At 36.8% G+C, this 22,504-nt stretch carries 17 protein-coding genes and 2 pseudogenes; 14 read left to right on the forward strand and 5 right to left on the reverse strand.

The genetic code is table 11. The annotated features are described in order from the left end of the window. The 12 genes and pseudogenes from BTR25_RS17160 to BTR25_RS17215 form a co-directional block, all read left to right on the forward strand. Window positions 1-335: substrate-binding domain-containing protein (locus tag BTR25_RS17160; protein ID WP_139311275.1), on the forward strand; the 335-nt coding region annotated here is incomplete at its 5' end. A 110-nt stretch (window positions 336-445) separates the two neighbouring features. Continuing rightward, window positions 446-1,972 (forward strand): sugar ABC transporter ATP-binding protein, encoded by a 1,527-nt coding sequence (locus BTR25_RS17165; RefSeq protein ID WP_075689272.1) that lies wholly within the window; start codon window positions 446-448, stop codon window positions 1,970-1,972. Next, window positions 1,969-2,997 carry an ABC transporter permease gene (locus BTR25_RS17170; protein ID WP_075689273.1) on the forward strand — a complete coding sequence of 343 codons (1,029 nt, stop codon included), beginning with the start codon at window positions 1,969-1,971 and terminating at the stop codon, window positions 2,995-2,997. Before BTR25_RS17165 ends, BTR25_RS17170 begins: the two co-directional genes overlap by 4 nt. Further along, on the forward strand, window positions 2,994-3,983 hold the full coding sequence (gene yjfF / locus BTR25_RS17175) for a galactofuranose ABC transporter, permease protein YjfF (RefSeq protein WP_075689274.1): 990 nt from the start codon (window positions 2,994-2,996) through the stop codon (window positions 3,981-3,983). The genes BTR25_RS17170 and yjfF overlap by 4 nt, the downstream gene beginning before the upstream one ends. Before the next feature lie 172 nt (window positions 3,984-4,155). Then, a complete protein-coding gene (locus BTR25_RS17180; protein ID WP_368483001.1) occupies window positions 4,156-5,637 on the forward strand; it encodes a DUF6805 domain-containing protein in 1,482 nt (493 codons plus the stop codon). A 592-nt stretch (window positions 5,638-6,229) separates the two neighbouring features. Then, window positions 6,230-6,430 carry an aspartyl-phosphate phosphatase Spo0E family protein gene (locus BTR25_RS17185; protein WP_075689276.1) on the forward strand — a complete coding sequence of 67 codons (201 nt, stop codon included), beginning with the start codon at window positions 6,230-6,232 and terminating at the stop codon, window positions 6,428-6,430. A gap of 392 nt (window positions 6,431-6,822) precedes the next feature. Further along, the gene (gene araD / locus BTR25_RS17190; protein WP_075689277.1) at window positions 6,823-7,518 is read left to right on the forward strand and encodes an L-ribulose-5-phosphate 4-epimerase; all 696 of its coding nucleotides are present in this window, start codon (window positions 6,823-6,825) and stop codon (window positions 7,516-7,518) included. 88 nt (window positions 7,519-7,606) lie between these two features. Next, window positions 7,607-9,091 carry an L-arabinose isomerase gene (gene araA / locus BTR25_RS17195; RefSeq protein WP_075689278.1) on the forward strand — a complete coding sequence of 495 codons (1,485 nt, stop codon included), beginning with the start codon at window positions 7,607-7,609 and terminating at the stop codon, window positions 9,089-9,091. A 92-nt stretch (window positions 9,092-9,183) separates the two neighbouring features. Continuing rightward, window positions 9,184-11,204 (forward strand): annotated as a pseudogene (gene tkt, locus BTR25_RS17200) (transketolase). 283 nt (window positions 11,205-11,487) lie between these two features. Continuing rightward, window positions 11,488-13,086 carry a xylulokinase gene (locus BTR25_RS17205; RefSeq protein WP_075689279.1) on the forward strand — a complete coding sequence of 533 codons (1,599 nt, stop codon included), beginning with the start codon at window positions 11,488-11,490 and terminating at the stop codon, window positions 13,084-13,086. Between the two features lie 51 nt (window positions 13,087-13,137). Beyond that, window positions 13,138-13,368, forward strand: a pseudogene (locus tag BTR25_RS17210) (23S rRNA (uracil(1939)-C(5))-methyltransferase RlmD); the annotation flags it as partial. 192 nt (window positions 13,369-13,560) lie between these two features. Continuing rightward, complete coding sequence (locus BTR25_RS17215) at window positions 13,561-14,829, forward strand: mechanosensitive ion channel family protein (RefSeq protein WP_075689280.1); 1,269 nt, start codon at window positions 13,561-13,563, stop codon at window positions 14,827-14,829. Between the two features lie 362 nt (window positions 14,830-15,191). On the opposite strand, the gene BTR25_RS27725 is transcribed toward BTR25_RS17215, so the two are convergent. The 3 genes from BTR25_RS27725 to BTR25_RS17230 all read right to left on the reverse strand — a co-directional run bounded on the left by BTR25_RS27725 (window position 15,192) and on the right by BTR25_RS17230 (window position 18,818). After that, window positions 15,192-16,415, reverse strand: a complete 1,224-nt coding sequence (locus tag BTR25_RS27725; RefSeq protein WP_075689281.1) for a hypothetical protein — start codon at window positions 16,413-16,415, stop codon at window positions 15,192-15,194. After that, window positions 16,400-16,996 carry a sigma-70 family RNA polymerase sigma factor gene (locus BTR25_RS17225; RefSeq protein ID WP_254842740.1) on the reverse strand — a complete coding sequence of 199 codons (597 nt, stop codon included), beginning with the start codon at window positions 16,994-16,996 and terminating at the stop codon, window positions 16,400-16,402. Before BTR25_RS17225 ends, BTR25_RS27725 begins: the two co-directional genes overlap by 16 nt. A 268-nt stretch (window positions 16,997-17,264) precedes the next feature. After that, a complete protein-coding gene (locus tag BTR25_RS17230) occupies window positions 17,265-18,818 on the reverse strand; it encodes an ABC-F family ATP-binding cassette domain-containing protein (RefSeq protein WP_075689282.1) in 1,554 nt (517 codons plus the stop codon). 769 nt (window positions 18,819-19,587) lie between these two features. Between BTR25_RS17230 and BTR25_RS17235 the strand changes: the two genes are divergently transcribed. After that, complete coding sequence (locus BTR25_RS17235; RefSeq protein ID WP_075689283.1) at window positions 19,588-20,442, forward strand: malate synthase; 855 nt, start codon at window positions 19,588-19,590, stop codon at window positions 20,440-20,442. 237 nt (window positions 20,443-20,679) lie between these two features. Here BTR25_RS17235 and BTR25_RS17240 read toward each other — a convergent pair whose 3' ends face one another. Further along, window positions 20,680-20,865 (reverse strand): recombinase family protein, encoded by a 186-nt coding sequence (locus BTR25_RS17240; RefSeq protein ID WP_075689284.1) that lies wholly within the window; start codon window positions 20,863-20,865, stop codon window positions 20,680-20,682. 207 nt (window positions 20,866-21,072) lie between these two features. Here BTR25_RS17240 and BTR25_RS17245 point away from each other — a divergent pair, with 207 nt between their 5' ends. Next, on the forward strand, window positions 21,073-21,465 hold the full coding sequence (locus BTR25_RS17245; protein WP_075689285.1) for a C40 family peptidase: 393 nt from the start codon (window positions 21,073-21,075) through the stop codon (window positions 21,463-21,465). A 2-nt stretch (window positions 21,466-21,467) separates the two neighbouring features. Here the strand turns inward: BTR25_RS17245 and BTR25_RS17250 are convergent, their stop codons facing one another. Then, window positions 21,468-22,172 carry an ImmA/IrrE family metallo-endopeptidase gene (locus tag BTR25_RS17250; protein WP_075689286.1) on the reverse strand — a complete coding sequence of 235 codons (705 nt, stop codon included), beginning with the start codon at window positions 22,170-22,172 and terminating at the stop codon, window positions 21,468-21,470. Window positions 22,173-22,504: the final 332 nt, after the last annotated feature.

A 22,504-nucleotide genomic window follows, 5' to 3' on the forward strand; every position in this document is an offset into this window, starting at 1 on the left:
CGTTCTTAAAGTCTGATGGAAAGAACATTGATGTATTGTATGCCCATAACGACGATATGGCAATCGGAGCCATCCAAGCAATTGAAGAATACGGCTTAGTACCAGGTAAAGACATTACCATCATCGGTGTTGATGCAGTAAAAGGTGCATTTGAAGCAATGGCAGCTGGAAAAATGAACGTGACAGTGGAATGTAACCCAATGTTTGGACCGCAAATGGTTGATTTGATTGAAGCATACTTAGCTGGTGAAGAAATTCCGAAGCGTGTAGCTGTAGAGGAAAGCATTTACACAATGGACCAAGCGAAGGAGCTTCTTCCAACACGTGAGTATTAGGTCTCATTTTTCAATAGATATAAAGCCAATGAGAGTCACTAGGGAAAAAAGATAACTAGTGACTTTCCTCTAAGTTAAAAGTAAAAATAAGAGTTTACTAGGAGGAAAACATGTTGCATACGAAGACTCCGCTACTAATCATGGATGGAATTACAAAAGAATTCCCCGGTGTAAAGGCACTATCAAATGTTCAGTTGAAATTATACCCAGGTGAAGTTCATGCATTGATGGGTGAAAATGGTGCAGGGAAATCAACACTTATTAAAGTGTTAACAGGAGTTTATTCCATAGATGAGGGATCTGTAACACTAGAAGGTAGACCAATTCATATTCAATCTCCACTAGAATCACAAAATTTAGGGATAAGTACTGTTTACCAGGAAGTAAATTTATGTACAAATTTATCGGTTGTGGAAAATATCTTTATTGGTCGAGAAATAATGAAACGGGGAAAGATTGACTGGAAGGAAATGACTCGACAAGCCAAGGAATTACTAAAATCGAGAATGAATTTGGAAATCGATGTTACAAAACAACTGTCTGCATATTCTGTTGCTATTCAGCAGATGATTGCAATCGCACGTGCTTTAAATGTATCTGCGAAGGTGTTAATACTAGATGAACCTACTTCGAGTCTAGACCAAAATGAAGTTGACCAGTTGTTTAACGTAATGCGGAAATTAAAGAAAGAGGGATTAGCGATTGTTTTTGTTAGTCACTTTCTTGATCAGATTTACGAAATCACAGATCGATTAACAGTTCTTCGCAATGGAAAATGGATTGGGGAATATTTAACGAAGGACATTGAGAGACTAGAGCTCGTTTCAAAGATGATTGGTAAGGATTTAAATGAATTAAACGATAAGAAGAAAAGTGGCAGTGTCAATAATAAGGAAAATAAGGAACTCTTTTTACAGGGTACAAATGTATCGAAAAAAGGAAACATTGAACCATTTGATATTTCGATTCATAAGGGAGAAATAGTGGGTCTTGCCGGACTTCTAGGGTCAGGAAGATCTGAATTAGCAAGATTATTATTCGGTGCGGATAAAGCAGATGCTGGTGACATAACAGTTAATGGCCGCAAGGTACAGCTAAATTCCCCAAGACAGGCGATAGCTAATAAAATTGCATTTTGTTCAGAGAATCGAAAGACAGAAGGGATTATTGGAGACCTAACGATTCGCGAAAATATGATTCTTGCCATTCAAGGAGTTCATGGATGGTATAAATTTATTCCTAAGAAGAAACAAATCGAAATTGCAGATAAGTATATTAAGCTATTAAATATTAATCCTCCAAATCCTGAACATTTAATTAAAAATTTAAGTGGTGGAAATCAACAAAAAGTAATGCTGGCAAGATGGTTAATTACGAATCCTGATCTCCTTATTTTAGATGAGCCAACAAGAGGGATTGACATAGGGGCAAAAACGGAAATCCAAAAACTTATGCTTTCGTTAAGTAGAGATGGAATGTCGATATTGTTCGTCTCTTCTGAATTAGAAGAAGTGTTACGAACATGTTCAAGAATTGCAGTCTTAAGAGACCATAAAAAGGTTTCAGAAATTGATAATGACTATCAAATTTCACAACAAGACATAATGAAAGTTATGGCTGGGGGAAATATGAGATGATGAAATCAAAATTGTTTTGGCCGATCATTGTATTGTTAATCATTTTATTAATTAATCTATTCTTTGATAAAAGCTTTTTTAGTATTGAAGTGAAAAATGGACGTTTTACAGGGAGTCTTGTTGATATTTTAAACCGAGGAGCTCCACTTTTACTAGTTTCGATTGGGATGACACTTGTTATTGCAACAAAAGGAGTGGACTTAGGAGTAGGTTCAGTTATTGCAATGGCAGGTGCAGTGGGAGCTATGGCTGTTAGTGGAGCTAATGGTGATGGATTAGCACCATTATTTCTCGCTATTGCACTGGTCATTGTTATTTCTGTATTTACAGGAGTATGGAATGGTGTGCTAGTTTCTCGTATAGGGATACAACCTATTGTTGCAACATTAATACTAATGGTTGCTGGTCGAGGGCTTGCCCAATTAATCACAGATGGACAAATTATGACAGTCTATTATGATCCATTCAAGTTTATAGGCGGCGGATATTTGTTTATGATTCCGTTTTCCATCTTTATCGTGGGAGCTGTTTTAGCAATAGCAGCTTTTTTAACTAGGAAAACCGCATTAGGATTATTTATTGAATCTGTAGGGACTAACCCAGAAGCAAGCCGATTATCTGGTCTAAACTCCAAAAATATTCTTTTGTTAGTTTATATGTTTTCTGGATTATGTGCAGGAATCGCTGGATTAATCTTAAGCTCTAACGTAGCAAGTGCTGACGGAAATAATGCAGGATTATGGTATGAGCTTGACGCCATTTTAGCAGTCGTTATTGGTGGTACATCTCTTAATGGTGGAAGATTTTCCTTAAGAGGAACCGTGATAGGTGCACTTATTATTCAAAGCTTAACAACAACAATTTACTCTATTGGGATTGCTCCAGAAATAAATCTCGTTGTTAAAGCAGTTGTTGTATTAATTGTTTGTTTATTACAGTCAGCTGAGTTCAGAAAGAAAGTATTTGGTGGCTTTGGAAAAAAAGCGGCAATTAAAAGTAAAAGTGAGGGTGTGACATTATCATGATGGGATTACAGTTAGATTCTAAGCGTCTCCCTCTTATTGCGACAATCGCGTTGTTTATATCGATGTATCTATTTGGTTCATTTAGATATACAGGCTTTTTTTCAACACAAGTATTTTTAAATTTATTTATAGATAACGCATTTTTAATTGTGGTCGCGGTAGGGATGACATTTGTTATTTTATCAGGGGGAATTGATCTCTCGGTCGGTTCAGTCATAGCGTTGACAAGTATGGTTGCGGCAAGTTTAACGATGGAAGCTCAGCTCTCACCATGGATTGTTATTCCAATTAGTTTACTTGTTGGAACAACTCTTGGCTTTGGTATGGGGTGTCTCATTCATTACTTTAATCTTCAGCCATTTATTGTAACACTTGCAGGAATGTTTCTTGCAAGAGGGTTAAGTTATGTAATAAGTGTTGAAACGATTTCAATTAATAATGAATTTTTCAGCTTTATGGCTAGAACTCGAATTCCTTTAGGTGGAGGGAATTTCATTTCAATTAGTGTAATCATTGCTTTACTTGTTGTCATAGCAGCGATCTTTATCGCTCATTATTCAAAATTTGGCCGGAATGTGTATGCATTAGGCGGTAATGAACAATCTGCAGTCTTAATGGGACTACCAGTAGGAAGAACCAAGATTATGATATACACACTCAGTGGTTTCTGTGCATCACTTGCCGGATTAATTTTCACCTTCTATATGCTATCTGGATATGGACTTCATGCAAACGGTCTTGAGCTTGATACGATTGCCGCGGTGGTTATTGGTGGTACTCTACTAACTGGCGGGGTTGGTTATGTAGCTGGAAGTGTAGTAGGGGTACTTATGCTAGGAATAATCCAAACGCTTATCGTCTTTGAAGGAACGTTAAGCTCTTGGTGGACAAAAATTGCCATTGGAGCATTGCTATTATTGTTCATCGTGCTGCAACGTGTCATTGTTGCTAGAAGTAAGTCAGGTCAAGCTTCGGTTTCTCATTAAATTTATTTAATAATATTAATTATAATATTAAGTAATTTATATTATTTTAATGGGAGGATGAGAAATGAAAGCTTATAAGAAAATGACAGCATTTATTTTACAGACAGGAATAGTGTGWATATAAACATGTACCTTTCTTCTGAAGTGAAACTAGGAAGATAAAAATTTAGAAATTTCTCAAGTATCGCATCTGCCAAATACAGGTGCTGGTGATGCTTCATCTGGTAAGGTTGATTTCACGATCCGTACGACGGGTGAAATGAATAAAACCTTAAAGTTCAGAATACCTGACTGGGCTCCATCAAATCCTGAACTTAAAATCAACGGAGTACCTGTGGAGGATTACACAGTCGAAGGTGGATACATTGTCCTTACACAAAGTTGGACAGACGGTACAACAATTGAATTAGATTTCCCAATGGAAGTAGTCCTTTATGACCTGCCAGACAATGAGAATGTTGTTGCATTCAAATATGGCCCTGGATGGAAAGAAAATATTAAAGAGAATCTTGTTAAAACAGAAGGTAAGCTTGAATTTACCTTAAAAGGAACAGATGCTGATAATGGAATTCTAACTTTCACACCACATTTTGAAAGATATGAAGACCGATATGGGATTTATTTCGAACTTGTTACAGCTGATTCAGAGAGCTATCAGAGGTCAATTTTACAAGCGAAGGAAAAAGGAAGAGCAGAAACGGCAACGGTTAGTTCCGTTATTGTAGCAAATGACCAGTATGAACTGGCTGCAAATCGTCAAACTGTAAATTCGACAGTTGGAGTGTTCAATGGCAGTTCATACCGAGATGTGCGAGCAGGTGGATATTTTAGCTATGACTTAGAAGTAAAACCAGGTGCAGCGAACTATCTTTATGCTACTTACTATAGTGGTGATGTAGGCAGAACATTTGATATTTATGTAGATGATCAAAAACTGGTAACAGAAGTCATTCAAAATAAGAATCCTGGAGATTTTAATACTCAAACACATAAAATTACTCAGGACTTAGTTGAAAATAGTAGAACAAAAACTGTAACTGAAACAGATAATGACGGAAACACAGTGCAACGAGAAGTGAAATATGTAACAGTTAAATTTGCTAGTACAGGTGGTTTTGTAGGGGGGATATTTGATATCTTCCGAATCATTACTGACTACAAAACGAATCCGAATTTAGACAGCTTATCATTTAATAAAGGGGATTTATCTGAATCATTTGATCTTGAAGTTACTGAATATACACTAACAGTTCCAACTTCAACAGAATCTGTCGATATGTCAGTATCACTTCAAGACCAATATGGATTGGTGTACATCGGTGATACGCTAATCAATGACTCGGCTGAACGTAAAATTGCTTTAACAACAGATACTACAAAGGTTGTTTTAACGACAAAAGCAGAAGATCACAAAACCTCAAAACAATATACTATTACTATTGTAAAAAGGGATGTTGTTCAAGAAGAACCAGGCGATGACAATGAAACACCGGTCGAAGACAATGATTCAAAAGGAAAAGATATGGAATCTTCTAAAGGTGAAAAACTACCAAACACAGCTACGAATATATATAATTATCTAGATGCAGGTATATTATTACTAGTGACAGGTGCAATGACTTCACTTAAACTTAGAAGAAGGAAAAGTATGTAATACCTAACAGAATAAATAAAAGGGGTGTCTGAAACGGTCGTGATAAAGAGACCTGCTCGACACCCTTTTTACGTAAATTCATGCTAGCTTAAACAACTACATTGGTGCAGAAGGTATTTGGGGAGGAATAATAGCAGAAATTGAGTGTTTACCATTTGGTATCATATTTTATTAGCAGTGCGATTAGTAAAAGTAGCTAAACTATCTAAGAAATCAGCATATATAACTTCCATTATTTACTATTTAGTATTACTACTTTTTGCAGTGGTAAACGTTTTATTAGAAAGATACCATGAATTTCTGGAATTTCATAATCATTAAGGGTTCGACTTTAGATAAAGTACAAAAAAAGAAGCCAGTATTGGTTTCTTTTTGCTTTTAAGTCATGATTATATTTAAAAATATCAGTGCCGTGCCTAAAAATATTACAACCCTCCAAAAAAATTACAAATTATTAATTATCACTAATTATAGAGCAAAATATATAACATTTTTTTCGAACTTTAAACCATTCAAATTATAGTGAGAGGCTCTTATAATTAATAATAAAATAGTGAGGTTATGATTTAATTAAATCTAGGAGGTTATTTAGATGAACAGATCAAAAGTAAGTGAAATTATTTTAAATATTGAGAAGTATCGCAAGGAATTATATAAGTTAGTTTTGGAAAAAGGGGTGTCACACCCAGATGGCATTCAATTAAGTCAATGTATAGATGAATTGATTTTAGAAGTAATTATTACTAGAACCAATCATTCAAACCAAGATTATATTTACGAAATGTGCTCCTAAGAAAAAATTGATAGATAACATTTTCTTTTCCTTTTTTATACATCATATATTTTTAACATCTCCGCTGAAGTATACTTCTAATCATTCTTACAACCTGTTAATCCTCAAATGAAGATAAATTTAAAGTAAAGATTATAGTAACAAATATTCCATTAAATAAGTTAACAATTGAATGTACAACTTTTCTTTTAGGAATTAAGAGTTTGGTAGGGTACCTCACAATATATTTATTTGGAAATTTTACATTTTGTTTGAAAGATTTTACATTATTTCAAATAAGTGAATAAAAAGGGTAAAAGAAATAACAATTATTTCAAATTTTTTTCCATTCAAAACAAATTGGGAATTTTTTATAATTAATTTAACAACAGAGAGAAAAGGGAGGTAACAGTGTGTTAGAGCAATTGAAAAAAAATGTCTTAGAAGCGAATCTTCAGCTTCCAAAACATGGTTTAGTCACTTTTACATGGGGAAATGTGAGTGGAATTGACCGCGAACAAGGTCTGGTTGTTATAAAACCAAGTGGTGTCCCATATGAAGAATTAAAAATGGATGATCTCGTTGTATTAAATCTAGATGGAGGCATTATAGAAGGTTCATTAAGACCTTCCTCTGATACACCGACACATCTCGCACTGTATCGTGCATTTCCACAAATCGGAGGGATTGTACATACCCACTCTCTATGGGCAACAAGCTGGGCTCAAGCGGGGCGAGCGATTCCTGCCCTTGGTACTACTCATGCAGATTACTTTTATGGAGAAATTCCTTGTACCCGTTCGCTGCACAAGGATGAAATTGATCGGGGATATGAGCTCGAAACAGGTCAAGTTATCATTGAAACCTTTAAAAAAGAGGGACTTGATCCAATAGCAATGCCAGGTGTTCTTTTAGCTGGACATGCTCCATTTAGCTGGGGTAAGGATGCAAACCAAGCTGTTCACAATGCAGTGGTATTAGAGGAAGTTGCCAAAATGGGCTTAAATACGTTATTACTCAACCCGAATATTAAGCCAATTGATCAATTCTTATTAGATAAACATTATCTTCGGAAACATGGTGCTAATGCGTATTACGGTCAAAAGTAGAACAAGCATTTAACTCAACATGGTTAAACTTGTCCGTATATATTACCGATCTTACAAAAATACATTCATTTACTTAGGGGGATTTACCATGTTAACGACAAAAGCATATGAGTTTTGGTTTATTACTGGAAGTCAATTATTATACGGAGAAGATGTACTTCGTCAAGTGGAAGAGAACTCAAATACAATCGTAAATGGATTAGACGATGATTCTTCTGTACCTTATAAGCTAGTCTTTAAATCGGTTGTAAAGGATTCAGATGCAATCCGCAAAGTAATTTTAGAAGCGAATTCAAATGAAAATTGTGCTGGTATTATTACATGGATGCACACTTTCTCACCATCCAAGATGTGGATTGCCGGCTTATCAAATTTGCAAAAGCCATCACTTCATTTAGCTACGCAATTTAACCGTGATATTCCGTGGGATTCTATTGATATGGACTTCATGAATTTAAATCAAGCTGCACATGGTGACCGTGAACATGGTTTCATCGCAGCACGTATGAAAGTAAAACGCAAAGTTGTAGTGGGACATTGGGAAAATCCTGAAGTAAGAGAACGAATAGGCAGCTGGATGAGAACATCAGTTGCTTTCCAAGAAAGCAGGAACTTAAAGGTTTGCCGATTTGGTGATAACATGCGCCAAGTTGCTGTAACAGAGGGGGATAAAGTAGAAGCACAAATCAAATTTGGCTGGACAGTCAATGGTTATGGAGTCGGTGACCTGGCCGGGCGCATGAACGAAGTATCTGAACAAGAAGTGGACCAGTTAATGGATGAATATCAAGAAAAATATGAAATTTCTCCAGAGGGACTTGTTGAGGGTCCAGTAAGAGACGCAATCCGTTATCAAGCTCGAATCGAACTTGGGATGAAAGCTTTCTTGACAGAGGGAGGCTATACTGCATTTACGACTACTTTTGAGGACTTGCATGGAATGAAGCAGCTTCCTGGGCTTGCGGTTCAGCGCTTAATGGAACAAGGTTATGGATTTGCAGGTGAAGGTGACTGGAAAACGGCAGCCCTTGTTAGATTAATGAAAATCATTGCTGGAAATGAAGGGACATCTTTCATGGAAGATTATACGTACCATTTTGAACCTGGAAATGAGATGGTTCTTGGTTCACATATGCTTGAGATTTGTCCAACGATATCAGCAACACGTCCAAAAATTGAAGTTCATCCACTTGGAATTGGCGGAAAAGAAGATCCTGCGAGAATCGTGTTTGATGGACGAGGAGGATCTGCATTAAATGCTAGTATTATTGACCTGGGACATCGTTTCCGACTTCTTGTCAATGAAGTTGATGCTATCCAGCCAGAAATCGGTATGCCGAAACTTCCTGTAGCAAGGGTTCTTTGGAAAACGCAGCCATCTTTAGGCCAAGCTGTTGAAAATTGGATTCAGGCTGGTGGAGCTCACCATACTGGATACTCTTACAAAGTAACAACTGAACAGTTGAGAGACTTTGCAGAACTTGCTGGAATTGAAATGGTTGTTATTAATAATGACACTACTACACATGCTTTCAATAATGAACTGCGTTGGAATGAAGTAATTTTCCGCTAATTTTTTTAAAAAAAGAACAACCTATAAGATGTTGGGGCTATTAGAAAATAATAGCCCTAATGTTTAAATAAAAGGTTCGAGGTAATGGAGGTATAGATTTGAGTAAAACTATTGATAGATTACAAGTTGAGCAAAATGCAGTGAATACGATAAGAACACTTGCGATCGATGCCATTGAAAAGGCAAAATCAGGACACCCAGGTATGCCGATGGGAATGGCCCCGACAGGTCATGTTTTATTTTCAAAGGTTATGAATCACAATCCTGCCAATCCAACCTGGTTTAACCGTGACCGTTTTGTTTTATCGGCTGGACATGGTTCTATGCTGTTATATAGCTTGCTGCATTTAAGTGGATATAAAGTATCGCTGATGATTTGAAACAGTTCAGACAATGGGGAAGCATGACACCAGGTCATCCTGAGTTTGGTCATACTCCTGGCGTTGATGCCACTACTGGACCTTTGGGTCAGGGAGTTGCTATGGGTGTTGGGATGGCGATGGCCGAAACTCACTTATCATCTGTTTACAATCGCGATCAATTCCCTTTAATCAATCATTTTACATATGTTATTTGTGGTGACGGAGATTTGATGGAGGGTGTGCCTGCAGAAGCAGCTTCTCTTGCAGGCCACTTGCAATTAGGTAAGCTAATATTAATCTATGATTCTAATAATATTACATTAGATGGCGAAGCTAATCTATCATTCTCCGAAAATGTAGGTAAAAGATTCGAGGCTTATGGATGGCAAGTATTGCGAGTGGAAGAAGAAAATAACTTGCATGCCATTGAATCAGCTCTAAATGAAGCGAAAAACGAACTGAACAGACCTACTTTAATTGAAGTAAAAACAACCCTAGGCTATGGAAGCCCGAATAAAGGTGGAAAAGGCGGTCATCAAGGTACGCATGGTTCACCACTTGGTGCCGGCGAAGTAAAACTAACAAAAGAATTCTACGGCGTTCCGCAAGAAGATTTCTATATTTCTAATGAGGTAAAAGAGTACTATAACGAAGTAAAACGACAAGGAATTCAAGTTAATCAAGAGTGGGATGAATTATTTAATCATTATAAACAAGAACATCCTGATTTGGCTGAACGTTTAGAAAGAGAACTGAGAGGGGAGCTACCTGAAGACTGGGATAGTGAAGTTCCAGTGTATGAAATAGGTACTTCCGTATCTACTCGCGTTGCTTCAGGACAAATATTGAATGTTCTTGCCAGAAAAGTTCCAAATTTAATTGGAGGATCAGCTGATTTGGAATCTTCCACCATGACCCACTTATATGATTTAGGAAGATACGCAGCCGGTCATTATGAAGGACGGAATGTGTACTTTGGAGTCCGGGAATTTGCCATGGGGGCAATAGTTAATGGAATGGCACTTCATGGAGGATTGAAGCCATTTGGATCCACTTTCTTTGTATTTTCGGACTACCTTCGTCCAGCTGTCCGATTATCAGCTCTCATGAATCTTCCGGTAACATTTGTATTTACGCATGACAGTATTTTTGTTGGAGAAGACGGTCCTACCCATGAACCAATTGAACAGCTGGCAGCCCTTCGCTGCATTCCAAATCTTAAGGTACTACGTCCTTCGGATGCAAATGAAACAGCGGCTGCATGGAAATATGCGGTTGAAAATCAAAACGGACCAGTCGCGTTAGTTTTGACAAGGCAAAATCTTACAGTCAACGTCGATGCCCAAACAGCTAATCAAAATGTTGAAAAGGGAGCTTATATCGTTTCTAAAACAAAAACTGAAGTTCCGGCGGTACAGCTTTTCGCTACGGGTTCTGAGGTTGACCTTGCACTTCAAGTAAAAGAAAAATTAGCATCTGAGGGAATCAGCTCTCATGTTATAAGCATGCCTTCTTGGGAATTATTTGAAGAGCAGCCAAAGGCTTATCAAGATTCTATTCTAAGAAGAGATAGTAAGCTGAATGTTGCAATTGAATTGGGGTCACCGCAGGGGTGGGCACAATATGTTGGAAGAGATGGTATCATCGTTGGCATTTCTACGTTTGGTGCATCTGCTCCTGGAAGCCGCATTGCTATGGAATATGGTTTTACTGTAGAAAGCATTGTGCATAAAATTAAAGAACGCCTATAATGTTTTGCTTTTTACAGTTAGTATTAAATTTGGAAAAACTTAAGTAAACTTTATTTTTCATTTACATACCTCCTCTATCAATCATTTCCTGATAGGGCAGGTATGTAATCGTTTTTTATTTCATCAATTTTCCATAGAAACCCATTCATGAGGGATAGGCACGAGTAAATTGAAAGTACTAAATATAACCGTTACATATTCGCTACAAAACTCATGGATTTTAGAAAAGGATCAAGAATACAAAACGACCAAAACCTATAAATTTAGACGGGAGGAAGATTACATGAGTCTTGATGTAAGAAATGCCATACAAAGTGGAAAAACAGTACTTGGGATTGAACTTGGATCAACACGAATTAAAGCAGTTCTTATCGGAGAAGATCATCTACCGATCGCATCTGGCAGCCATGACTGGGAAAATAAGTATGTAAATAATATCTGGACCTATAGCGAAGAGGATATTTGGAAGGGTTTACAAGATAGCTATCAAGAGATGGCTAACGATGTGAAACGGCGATATGGAGTTGCCTTACAAACTGTAGGAGCAATCGGTTTTAGTGCGATGATGCATGGCTATATGACTTTCAACCAGAATGGACAGCTTTTGGTACCATTTCGCACTTGGCGTAACAATATTACCGAACAAGCTTCAAATGCACTTACAAAACTGTTTAACTACCAAATTCCTCAACGATGGAGTATTGCGCATCTTTATCAAGCAGTCTTGAATCAGGAGGAACATGTAGCTGACATTAGCTTCCAGACAACTTTAGCTGGTTATATCCATTGGAAACTGACAGGTCAGAAAGTTCTTGGAGTTGGTGAAGCATCCGGTGTATTTCCAATTGACTTGAATACGAAGAGCTATAATCAAACAATGATCAATCAATTTAATAAACAGATTTCAGCAAATAATTTGCCATGGAAACTCGAAGATATTCTACCTAAAGTATTGGCAGCGGGTGAAAACGCTGGCGTACTCACTAAAGAAGGAGCTAAGCTTCTGGATGTTACCGGAGAGCTGCAGTCGGGTATTCCACTTTGTCCGCCGGAAGGGGATGCAGGAACAGGGATGGTTGCAACAAACAGCGTAGCGAAGCGTACGGGTAATGTTTCAGCCGGAACTTCTGTATTTGCCATGGTTGTGCTGGAAAAGGAACTGTCCAAGGTATATTCCGAGATCGACCTTGTTACCACACCTACTGGTAACCTTGTGGCTATGGCCCATTCCAACAACTGCTCTTCAGACTTGAATGCATGGGTCGGATTGTTTGACGAATTTTCAAAAGTAATGGGTATGGACGTTGACAGAAATAAGTTGTATGGAACTTTATATAATCTAGGTCTTCAAGGAGATTCGGATTGCGGCGGCTTACTCGCTTATGGCTATCTTTCAGGAGAACACATAACCCACTTTGAGGAAGGTCGTCCGTTGTTTGTTCGTTCATCAGATAGCAAGTTCAACCTTGCCAACTTCATGCGTGTACATTTATTTACAGCATTGGGTGCACTGAAAATTGGTATGGATATTCTTCTAAAACAAGAAGAAGTGAAACTAGATGAAATTCTTGGTCACGGTGGTTTGTTTAAAACCCAAGGTGTCGGACAGCGTATCATGGCCGCTGCTCTCAACGTTCCAGTTTCCGTAATGGAAACGGCAGGAGAAGGCGGAGCATGGGGGATTGCCCTGCTAGCATCATATATGATGAACAAAGCTGATAATGAAGCCTTAGAAGGGTATTTAAGCAACAAAGTATTTGCAGAAAAAACAGGTATAACTCTATCACCTGATCCTAAGGATGTAGTTGGATTTGAGCAATATATGGAACGTTATACAAAAGGACTTGCAATCCAGAGAGTAGCAATAGACAGCCTTAACTAGGAATTACGTACCTGTGGACTATCCAAAAATATGGAAAGTGGAGGGCACTCAATCGTCGTTGACCCGCCAAGAACAGGCCTCGACAACCAGCTATTGCAAACCATCTTGCAGGTACAGCCAGAAAAGCTAATTTACGTCTCTTGTAACCCGTCAACATTGGCAAAAGACATTCAAACCCTCAGTAGCAAATACGAAGTGAAATACATCCAACCGGTTGATATGTTTCCGCAGACGGCGCACGTGGAGTGTATCTCGCAACTCATTTTAAAAGAAGGCAACTAACCCTTGGGGTGTTGCCTTTTAACGTTTCTCGAAACGTATGAGCAAATCTATTTGACTGACCCCAGTAAACTGAAGCGTTACCACACAGGGTCTAAGGCACCATTTTTTCGTTATTGGTAAAGTAGGAATTGACAGTTTAGATACTTTCCTCGTAAAGTTGCTTATGATGAAAATTAAAATGGAGGAAAACAAATGCAATTCATTAATAATCTACTTCTGGATATGGAATTAGATCCTAGATTAGTAGAATATCTTTCAATTATAATCAAGATTCTGCTAATAGGGCTTATCTGTATCGTAGCAAATTTTATCTCAAAGAAAATAGTGATCAGGATCATTACTCGTATCGTTATAAACTCCAAAGTCAAGTGGGGTCAAATCATCTTGGAAAGGCAAGTTTTTCGAAAGTTATCCCATATTGTCCCTTCGATAATTATTTATTCGTTTTCTTCAACCTTTCCAATCTATCAATCAACCATCGAGAAATTGGCCATTGCCTATACCATTATTGTAGGGTTAGTGTTTATACAAAGCTTACTTAATGCATTTAATGATATTTATCAAACCTTTGAAATATCCAAGGTTAAGCCTATTAAAGGATATATTCAGGTGGTTAACATTATTTTCATGACTCTCGGGTTTATCTTAGTTATCTCGAACCTAATAGGAAAGAGTCCTCTTATTCTATTAAGTGGTATTGGTGCTCTCTCGGCCGTTTTGATGTTAGTATTTAAAGATTCGTTACTAGGACTAGTGGCAGGAATTCAGTTGACGGCCAATGATATGGTTCGGGTTGGTGACTGGATTGAAATGCCAAAGTATGGAGCAGATGGTGATGTTATTGATATTTCTTTAAATACCGTAAAGATTCAAAATGGGGACAAAACGATTACGATGATACCCAGCTATGCCCTTATTTCCGATTCTTTTAAAAACTGGAGGGGGATGCAAGGCTCAGGTGGAAGACGTATTAAACGCTCATTGTATATAGATACAAGCAGTATCATGTTTTGCACAGAGGATATGATTAACAAATTTATAAAGGTCCATTACCTATCAGACTACATTATTCATAAGGAAAGGGAAATTGATGAGTACAATGCCAAAAATGAAATAGATAGGAACAATCACGTGAATGGAAGAGCCCTTACCAATATTGGTGTATTTAGGGCGTACATCAACAATTACCTCAAAAATCATCCTGGAATCAATCAGAATATGACCATAATGGTGAGACAGCTAGCACATAATGAACACGGAATGCCATTAGAAATTTATGCATTTACCAATGACGTACAGTGGGCAGTTTATGAATCTGTGCAATCCGATATTTTTGACCATCTATTTGCAGTTGCACAAGAGTTTGGACTTAGAGTATTCCAGAATCCATCTGGGGCTGATTTAAGAAACATGGTAGAAGAATCGAGCAACAAAGCCTTGATTGGCAAAAGAAGCTATTGAAATAATCAATTACAGTAACAAAAACGGCTGCTTTAAATAACACATTCGTTTTTTTCTAATTCAAGAAACTACTTTGGAAAGCCTTTATACCTTGCCGGTGTCAATTTTTATATATTAACAGCATAATGATAGCTCAAAAAAGACTCACCAACATCCCATATGTTGCAACATAAACTCTGGACATGTGGAGTGCGTATCGCAACTTGTCTTAAAAAAATAAAAAATACTATTCGGCCCTGTTACTAAACCGGGCCTTTTTTATGTAGAACTTTACAGGTCCTAAGTGTTTATCACAATAATTTAAACAAAAAGAGCGCTAATCCTACTTAGATTAGCGCCCATCCCAGTTACAGTTCATTTTTTTATTGCATTGGTAGCCAGCTGACTTTCCAAACATTCATTTTAGAATCTTTAATCAATCGGAATGCCGGGAGTGAGCCTTCTTGGCCCTTCCAAGTAATTATTGCTTCATTGTCGTTTAAATAATTGATTTTGAATTCTTTAACCTGTTGCAGTTCAGAATGTAACTTTTTATCGTTTTCATTGAATATAGCTCCATAAAATTCAGGCTCGCCAAAATATTCTTCTTCGGAAGGAGTACCAAACATTTCTCCTTTTATATATAGGGCATAAGTCGTTTCGGAATCCTCCAAATGCTTTGCATAAAAGTACAACTTAAATACATCCAATGGTGACAAACCAGCTAGAAGTTGATCATCTTTCTTGCTTGCATATCCCTTATACAATGCCTTTAATTCAGCAGAAGGCTCAATGTTTGTTTGAACACTTTTTGAATCTTCAATAGGTGCTCCTATTCCATCCTCTTCTTCATCGTTCGTTATCGATTCCTTTTCTACTTGTTTGAAAATTCTTGAATACATTTCTTTTATGTGTTCTTCAATCATTTCATCATTATAAAGACCAAAACCCCAGCTTTTTAATGAGTCATCTTCTGCAGATTTAAGAACTCCGACTGCATAGCTATTACCAGGAGTCCAATCCCATGACTCATTATATTCAGTAGTATTTACGGTAAAAGGAATATGGCTTTTCGCCGATATGAAAAAGAATGGAATCGTCGAATTTAGGTAAACATCTGCATATTGACTTTCAGCAGCTTGCGATAGATTCTCTTGCATAATAAACACTGCATCATATGAATCTAGATCATTACTCATCAACATTATTTTTTCAAAGGAAAATCCACTAAAACTTACTTGTTTCTCTTTAATTTCAGGTGATTCTCCAACGACTGCTATATTTAGTGGTTTTCCTTCGTACATTTCAAATTCGGGATCTTCATTTGTAATTGGGGGTTCCTTAATATTAGGAGTTGCTTTACCGCCACGAGTTAAATCTTGTGGAAAAAGATCTAACTGCTGGTTTACAATTCCTAAGATAAAAACAACCATCAATCCATATGCAATATAGGTTAATGCCTTTGGCACATACTTTGAAAAGTCTTTTAGAGGTTTCGATTGCACCGATTCAAGTTTTCGATATACATTTTCTCTATCTTTATTCGTAAATGTTGTGACATTCTGCTTTTCATAAACTCTCTTTAAATCCTTTAGTTGTTTATCCAAATATCTTCACCTCTTTCAGATTGGATAATATTCTTTAATTTCCCTTTACCACGGTTTAGGCGTGTTCTTACCGTATTTTGGTTAATTGACAGGGAATCAGCAATTTCGTTAACAGAGAATTCTTCGAAATAGAAAAGGATAATAACTTCACGGTACTTCATTGGCAGAGACAAGACTTGATTAAGTAATTGCTTTTCTTCATTCTTTTCTATTAGGTGCTGCTCTGGAGTATTAGGATGATCCGCGGATTTCACGAATCGTTCTAACCGCCCCTTAAGTTTAATGTTACGAACCTTCCAACTTCTCAGATAGTCCTTACATTTATTGATTGCAATCGCATATACCCAACTTCGTAGAGTTGACTTACCTTGAAATGTGTTCAATTTTCGATATACCGTTACGAAAACTTCCTGTGTTACATCATCGGCATCACTCGGATTTTTTATATAACTATAAACCAGCCTTTTAATTTCTGGACCATATTCATTCATAATACTTTCGAGCGTTTCTGTAGGATTAAATTCCATAGTTTCCAGCAGTTCCTTACTATATTGCAAATCATTGCGATTTATGTAATCCACATGTTCCCCTCCCCGCTTTCAAGAGTAAGACGAAGCTAGTTAGAAAAATAGTTCGTTTTTCTACAAATTTTTTTAAAAGCTACCTCATTGTAAATTAGTTCAAGAAAAAAGCGTTAAAATTAATATAGATATAGATAAAAAGCTCATTCCTAACGTTAGTTTGGATGAGCTTTTTTAAGAAAATCTAAAGTATAATTTTAGAGAAAATTTTAGATGGTTTAATAAAAGGGGTACCCAAGTGATTCATGGGGGTACCCCTTAATCTTAATTAAAATACTTTTGTAGTCCAATCCTCACAATTCCAAATATCGGTCGCAATTTCACGGTAGAATTCAGGTTCGTGGGATACCATCAAGATACTTCCGCGATATGCCTTTAAAGCACGCTTTAATTCTTCTTTTGCGTCAACATCCAAGTGATTGGTAGGTTCGTCTAGAATTAATAAATTCGTTGGTGTGTTAATAATTTTACACAAGCGAACTTTGGCTTTTTCGCCACCAGAAAGGACTTCGACTTTACTTTCAATATGTTTCGTCGTTAATCCACATTTTGCAAGAGCAGCTCGGACTTCAGCCTGATTCATACTTGGGAACTCGCTCCAAATCTCTTCAATACAAGTGTTGTAGTTGGACTGTTTAACTTCCTGCTCAAAGTAACCGATGTGTTGATACTCACCACGTTCCACTTTACCCTCCAGCGGATCAATCAACCCAAGAATACTTTTTAAAAGAGTAGACTTACCAATCCCGTTTGCACCCACGAATGCTATTTTTTGACCGCGTTCCATTTTCAAATTCAAAGGGCGAGAAAGTGGTTCATTGTAACCAATCACAAGATCATCAGCTGTGAAAATATAACGACTGGCTGCACGAGCTTCTTTGAAGTTAAACTCTGGTTTCGGCTTCTCTCTTCCCAATTCAATAACATCCATTTTGTCGAGCTTCTTCTGACGAGACATCGCCATATTACGAGTCGCAACACTTGCCTTGTTACGAGCAACGAAATCTTTCAAATTAGCAATTTCTTGTTGTTGACGCTTGTAAGCAGACTCTAGCTGTTGCTTCTTCATTTCATAAATATTTAAGTAGTTATTATAGTCACCAACATAGCGATTCAACTCTTGGTTTTCCATGTGATAGATCAAGTTAACAACATTGTTCAAGAATGGAATATCATGTGAAATCAAGATAAATGCATTCTCATATTCCTGTAAATAGCGCTTCAACCATTCGATATGCTGTTCATCCAAATAGTTCGTAGGCTCGTCCAGTAATAGGATTTCAGGCTTTTCTAGCAAAAGTTTAGCTAGCAAAACTTTCGTACGTTGCCCACCGCTAAGATCATCTACATCTCGATCGAGTCCAACATCGTCTAATCCTAGACCACGAGCGACTTCCTCAACTTTTGAATTAATTTGATAGAAGTCATTACTATCTAAAGTTTCTTGTAGTTCTCCAACTTCTGCAAGTAGGGCATCAATATCAGCACCTTCATCACCCATTTTTGCATAAAGGTCATTGATCTCTGATTCAGCATCAAAAAGATATTGAAAAGCAGTACTCAAAGCGTCACGCATCGTAGCACCTTTTTGAAGTACAGCATGCTGATCTAAATAACCAACCCGAACTTTTCTTGACCACTCAACTTTCCCCTCATCGGGCTGCAACTTCCCAGTAACAATATTCATGAAAGTAGACTTACCCTCACCATTTGCCCCAACGAGTCCAACGTGTTCACCTTTTAAAAGTCGAAAAGACACATTATTAAAAATCGCACGATCTCCGAAACCGTGACTTAAATTTTGTACGTTTAATACGCTCATTTTTTTAACCCCTTATCTAAAATCACATGAGAATATCTTATTAAATTTCGTCTGCTTTTTCTATCTTGAAGTTATTTTTATGGAAAATTAAATTCGATTTTTGGGGCTAAATTGAAGTCTGCCCCTTCTTAATTAAAATGAGTTTATTTAATTATATTAACTTTGGCGTATAGCAATTGTGTAAAAGTCTATTATACAACCGAACCTGGAGGTAAGATATAGGTTCTTCCCATATTGAATAACTGTACAAGCAATGAAAGATGGTTGGGTTCTAAACTGAAATAATAAAGTGTAAACTCCTCAACACCGCATGTGTTGCCACATACACTCCAAACATGTTTAGTGCGTGGCAAATCTTGTATTAAAATTATAAGTTTTTTCCGGCCCAGTAGATGCATACGGAGCCGTTTTTTTCGCGCAAAGGATATAGAAGTTTTCTGTCAAAAACCAACATACTTCGGGGTGTGTCAGGCACCAAGATTAGAATAAAACTTTATTCTACCTCGCAATAAAATAATTTGTCAATAAGAAATTTGTAATAATTTCAAAAAAATGTTATAATAGTCTTACAATTGTTTTTTCAATCGTATTCCGAATTACGCTGTATTTTTTTGCAGATCGAATTATGGAAACGTTTTTTTAATATCCTTTTTTAAACCGAAGAAAAATTCAAACAGTTGTGTGAGCTTTTAAGGTAAGTTAGTTGAATAAAGTTATTAATGTACTATCTAATAGTACCCGAGTTTTTTCTACAAGGAGGACTAGAATAATGAATTTAATCAATAAGAAAGTTACACACAAGAGGTTTGGCATAGGGAGTATAGTTGAACATAATGATTCAAGTATTGAAATACATTTCGCTTCGGAAAATAAAAAGTTTGTTTTCCCCGATGTATTTGGTGAGCACCTAAAACTACATGATAAAAGTGTTGCTAATTCACTCGAGAAAATTATACAAAAAAAGGAATTGGAACGAAAGGAGGAAGAATGGAAAAAGGAAGAGGAAAAAAAACTACAACGAAAATATCAGGAACTTCGCTTGGGACATGAAAAGCTTATGAAAAATCATAAACTTCATCCCGAATCACAAATGGTTTTTTGGTGTGACACAGAAGAACAGAATAGTTCTTTTGCAGAGTGGAAGGTTTTTTCAGGTGTAATAAAAAGTGGTAATAACCAGGGGAAGCCAAACAAACCCATTCGCTTGCACCAAAATAGCGCAGTTCTGCTAACAGCAATAGATTCAAGCATGCCTGAAAAAGACAGACGTATCTTAGGTGTTTATATGGTGAATGAGGATTTTATCGGTAAGCTTTGTGAAAATGGATATATTCCCGCTCATTCAGAATACAGACTCCAACTTACAGAACAGGAATCGGATCAGATGCTTTTCTGGAAATATTACGTAAACGAAAAATTCCCTCAAAAAATGACATGGAATACAGGTAAATACCGTTATTTTGAAAATTCATGGGTGGCTCAAATTTTGCGTGATATAGTTTCGTTGAAAAGTGACCCAAAGGAACGAGAGCTGGCACAACAATTTTTTGACCATTTTTGTAAAATGAATCAGATAATAGAGCAAGAGTTACCAAAGCCTAATGGCGCATTAATGCGTATTTAGACGTTAGCCCAAGGATAATAAGAATGCCAGGGGACTGACACATTTTCTCACCCCACTAATAGCGATTTTGTTTTGAGGTGAGAATAAATAGAGATAAATGAAAAAGTGGATGAGGCAACTCATTTTAAAAGAAGGCAACTAACCCCTAGTGGGCGTTGCCTTTTTTACGTTTCTTGACATGGATTGACGAAACTGTATTGAATACGGACACTGCCATCATGCTCATATGTGATCTTTTCAACTTGGAGCAGTTGCAGTTCTAGTTCGACTGGTCATCATCACTTGAACTGCATTAAACATTTCTTTTGGGATGATGGCTTCATGTGTATCTTCCATATTAATTAAGTCATCTTCGTTAACCTCACGCCGTTTTGCAGATGTGACTGTAATCGTCTCGGTTCTGCTTTGTATTAAGGTCGCCACTGTAATGATGGTTGTTTAAAATTTTTTTAATACTTGAAGCGTGCCATAAAGACGAGGCATTGGATTTATTAGCTACTTGAGATGGAGTTGGGATATTAGCTGTTGACGCGGCTTGATTAGAAAAATAGAACTAAAAGATTTGTTTTGTCCAATCAAACAAACCCCTCAACACATGTTATATAGTAAAAACATAAAAAGAGGGTTACGATGTTTGCGAATCAAATTATATCAACGGGTTTACAATTTTTAGGGACCCCATATATGTTCAACGCACCATCTTATCAATCAGATACATTCGATTGCAGTTCATTTATACAATATATTTTTGGAGTTAATGGAATTCATCTGCCAAGAAACTCCCGCCAGCAATTTGAAATAGGGGTTCCGATTCCTTTTGATCAGATCAAGAAAGGAGATTTACTATTTTTTACTACGAAAGCGCGAAAAAATAGGCAGGGCCTCTCAAGAATTGGACATGTAGCCATTTATATTGGACAAGGGCAGATCCTTCATACCTACAGACAGGGGAAAAAAGTAATGATCTCTTTATTGAACTCGTATTGGAAGAAATCATTTATTGGGGCTAGAAGAGCTTTATAGTGCTAAAAATATTTAAGGTTATTTAAATAATCAACTGCTTCAAAATCGTTCATGCGTATTTTGACAATTTTACACTGCTTGGCCACTTGGCATTGCTTTAGTGAAATGACGGGGTTATCAGAAGGGGATATCGGAAACATTAAATTTTTCCGGTTATTATTATGAGCAGGATCTACTCTTTTTGAGCGGGGATTAATATAGGGACCAGAAGGATCACTATGAATAAACGTATTTTCCCTTGCTTCATATCGTTTAAATAATATATGCCCTAATTCATGTGCCAATGTATAACGGCCGGTAGCCATGTCAGTTAGCAATAAACGTCCAAAAAATTCATAATCCGTGCTGCTTTTAATATCTACCATCTCTGTTCCAGAGACACCCACAACTTTTTTGCCTCTGCCTTCAGCAAAGTAATCTCCATTTAAATAAAAAATGTATATTCCTGTTTTATAATCATTGGAATATCTGGCGGCCCTGATTAAATCATCGATTAGCTTACTTTTGAAAACATTGGTTGCAGGAATTGAATCGGCATTTATGATTCGGTTTCTTTTACTAAAAAAAATCCCTTTTAAAGTAAATTGAATACAACCATTCCAAGCAGAATTAGCCATATATAGATCTCGTTTTATGCGTTTCATATTTTCACCAGGATTCACATTGTTTGCAAAAAAAACATACACGTCAACTGTATAGATAGTCAAACTAAAAACCCCCTTTCCATACAGTTTATTAAAAAATAGTACAAACTGTGTGGGTAAATTTAATAGCTATGAAAGACCTGGAGTAAAGAAATAGGGGATCGGTGACCCAGATAATATGTCAGTTGAAATCTATAGTCTCATGGCAAATTCTTTTTACTCAAGCTGGGGTCTTTGGGGTGATTTCCTATCTGCAGGTATTTAAAAAAATGCAAATTAATTTGAAAATCTTGTGTAAGCTCAACAGGAGAAATGAAAGAGGGAGGGTTGAAAAAGTCATTAAATGGCGAAATAAATTTAAAAGTAAAGTGGAATTATTTTCTAGCATTTTGCAA

Source organism: Bacillus sp. MRMR6 (assembly GCF_001940785.1).
Classification (GTDB): domain Bacteria; phylum Bacillota; class Bacilli; order Bacillales; family Cytobacillaceae; genus Neobacillus.

What these genes read in the sequence shown, in the direction of transcription:
- BTR25_RS17215 (WP_075689280.1), top strand. Translation starts at nt 13,561, where the DNA reads ATGCAATTCATTAATAATCTACTTCTGGATATGGAATTAGATCCTAGA.
- BTR25_RS17245 (WP_075689285.1), top strand. Translation starts at nt 21,073, where the DNA reads ATGTTTGCGAATCAAATTATATCAACGGGTTTACAATTTTTAGGGACC.
- yjfF (WP_075689274.1), top strand. Translation starts at nt 2,994, where the DNA reads ATGATGGGATTACAGTTAGATTCTAAGCGTCTCCCTCTTATTGCGACA.
- araA (WP_075689278.1), top strand. Translation starts at nt 7,607, where the DNA reads ATGTTAACGACAAAAGCATATGAGTTTTGGTTTATTACTGGAAGTCAA.
- BTR25_RS17185 (WP_075689276.1), top strand. Translation starts at nt 6,230, where the DNA reads ATGAACAGATCAAAAGTAAGTGAAATTATTTTAAATATTGAGAAGTAT.
- BTR25_RS17235 (WP_075689283.1), top strand. Translation starts at nt 19,588, where the DNA reads ATGAATTTAATCAATAAGAAAGTTACACACAAGAGGTTTGGCATAGGG.
- BTR25_RS17205 (WP_075689279.1), top strand. Translation starts at nt 11,488, where the DNA reads ATGAGTCTTGATGTAAGAAATGCCATACAAAGTGGAAAAACAGTACTT.
- BTR25_RS17230 (WP_075689282.1), bottom strand. Translation starts at nt 18,818, where the DNA reads ATGAGCGTATTAAACGTACAAAATTTAAGTCACGGTTTCGGAGATCGT.
- BTR25_RS17170 (WP_075689273.1), top strand. Translation starts at nt 1,969, where the DNA reads ATGATGAAATCAAAATTGTTTTGGCCGATCATTGTATTGTTAATCATT.
- BTR25_RS17165 (WP_075689272.1), top strand. Translation starts at nt 446, where the DNA reads ATGTTGCATACGAAGACTCCGCTACTAATCATGGATGGAATTACAAAA.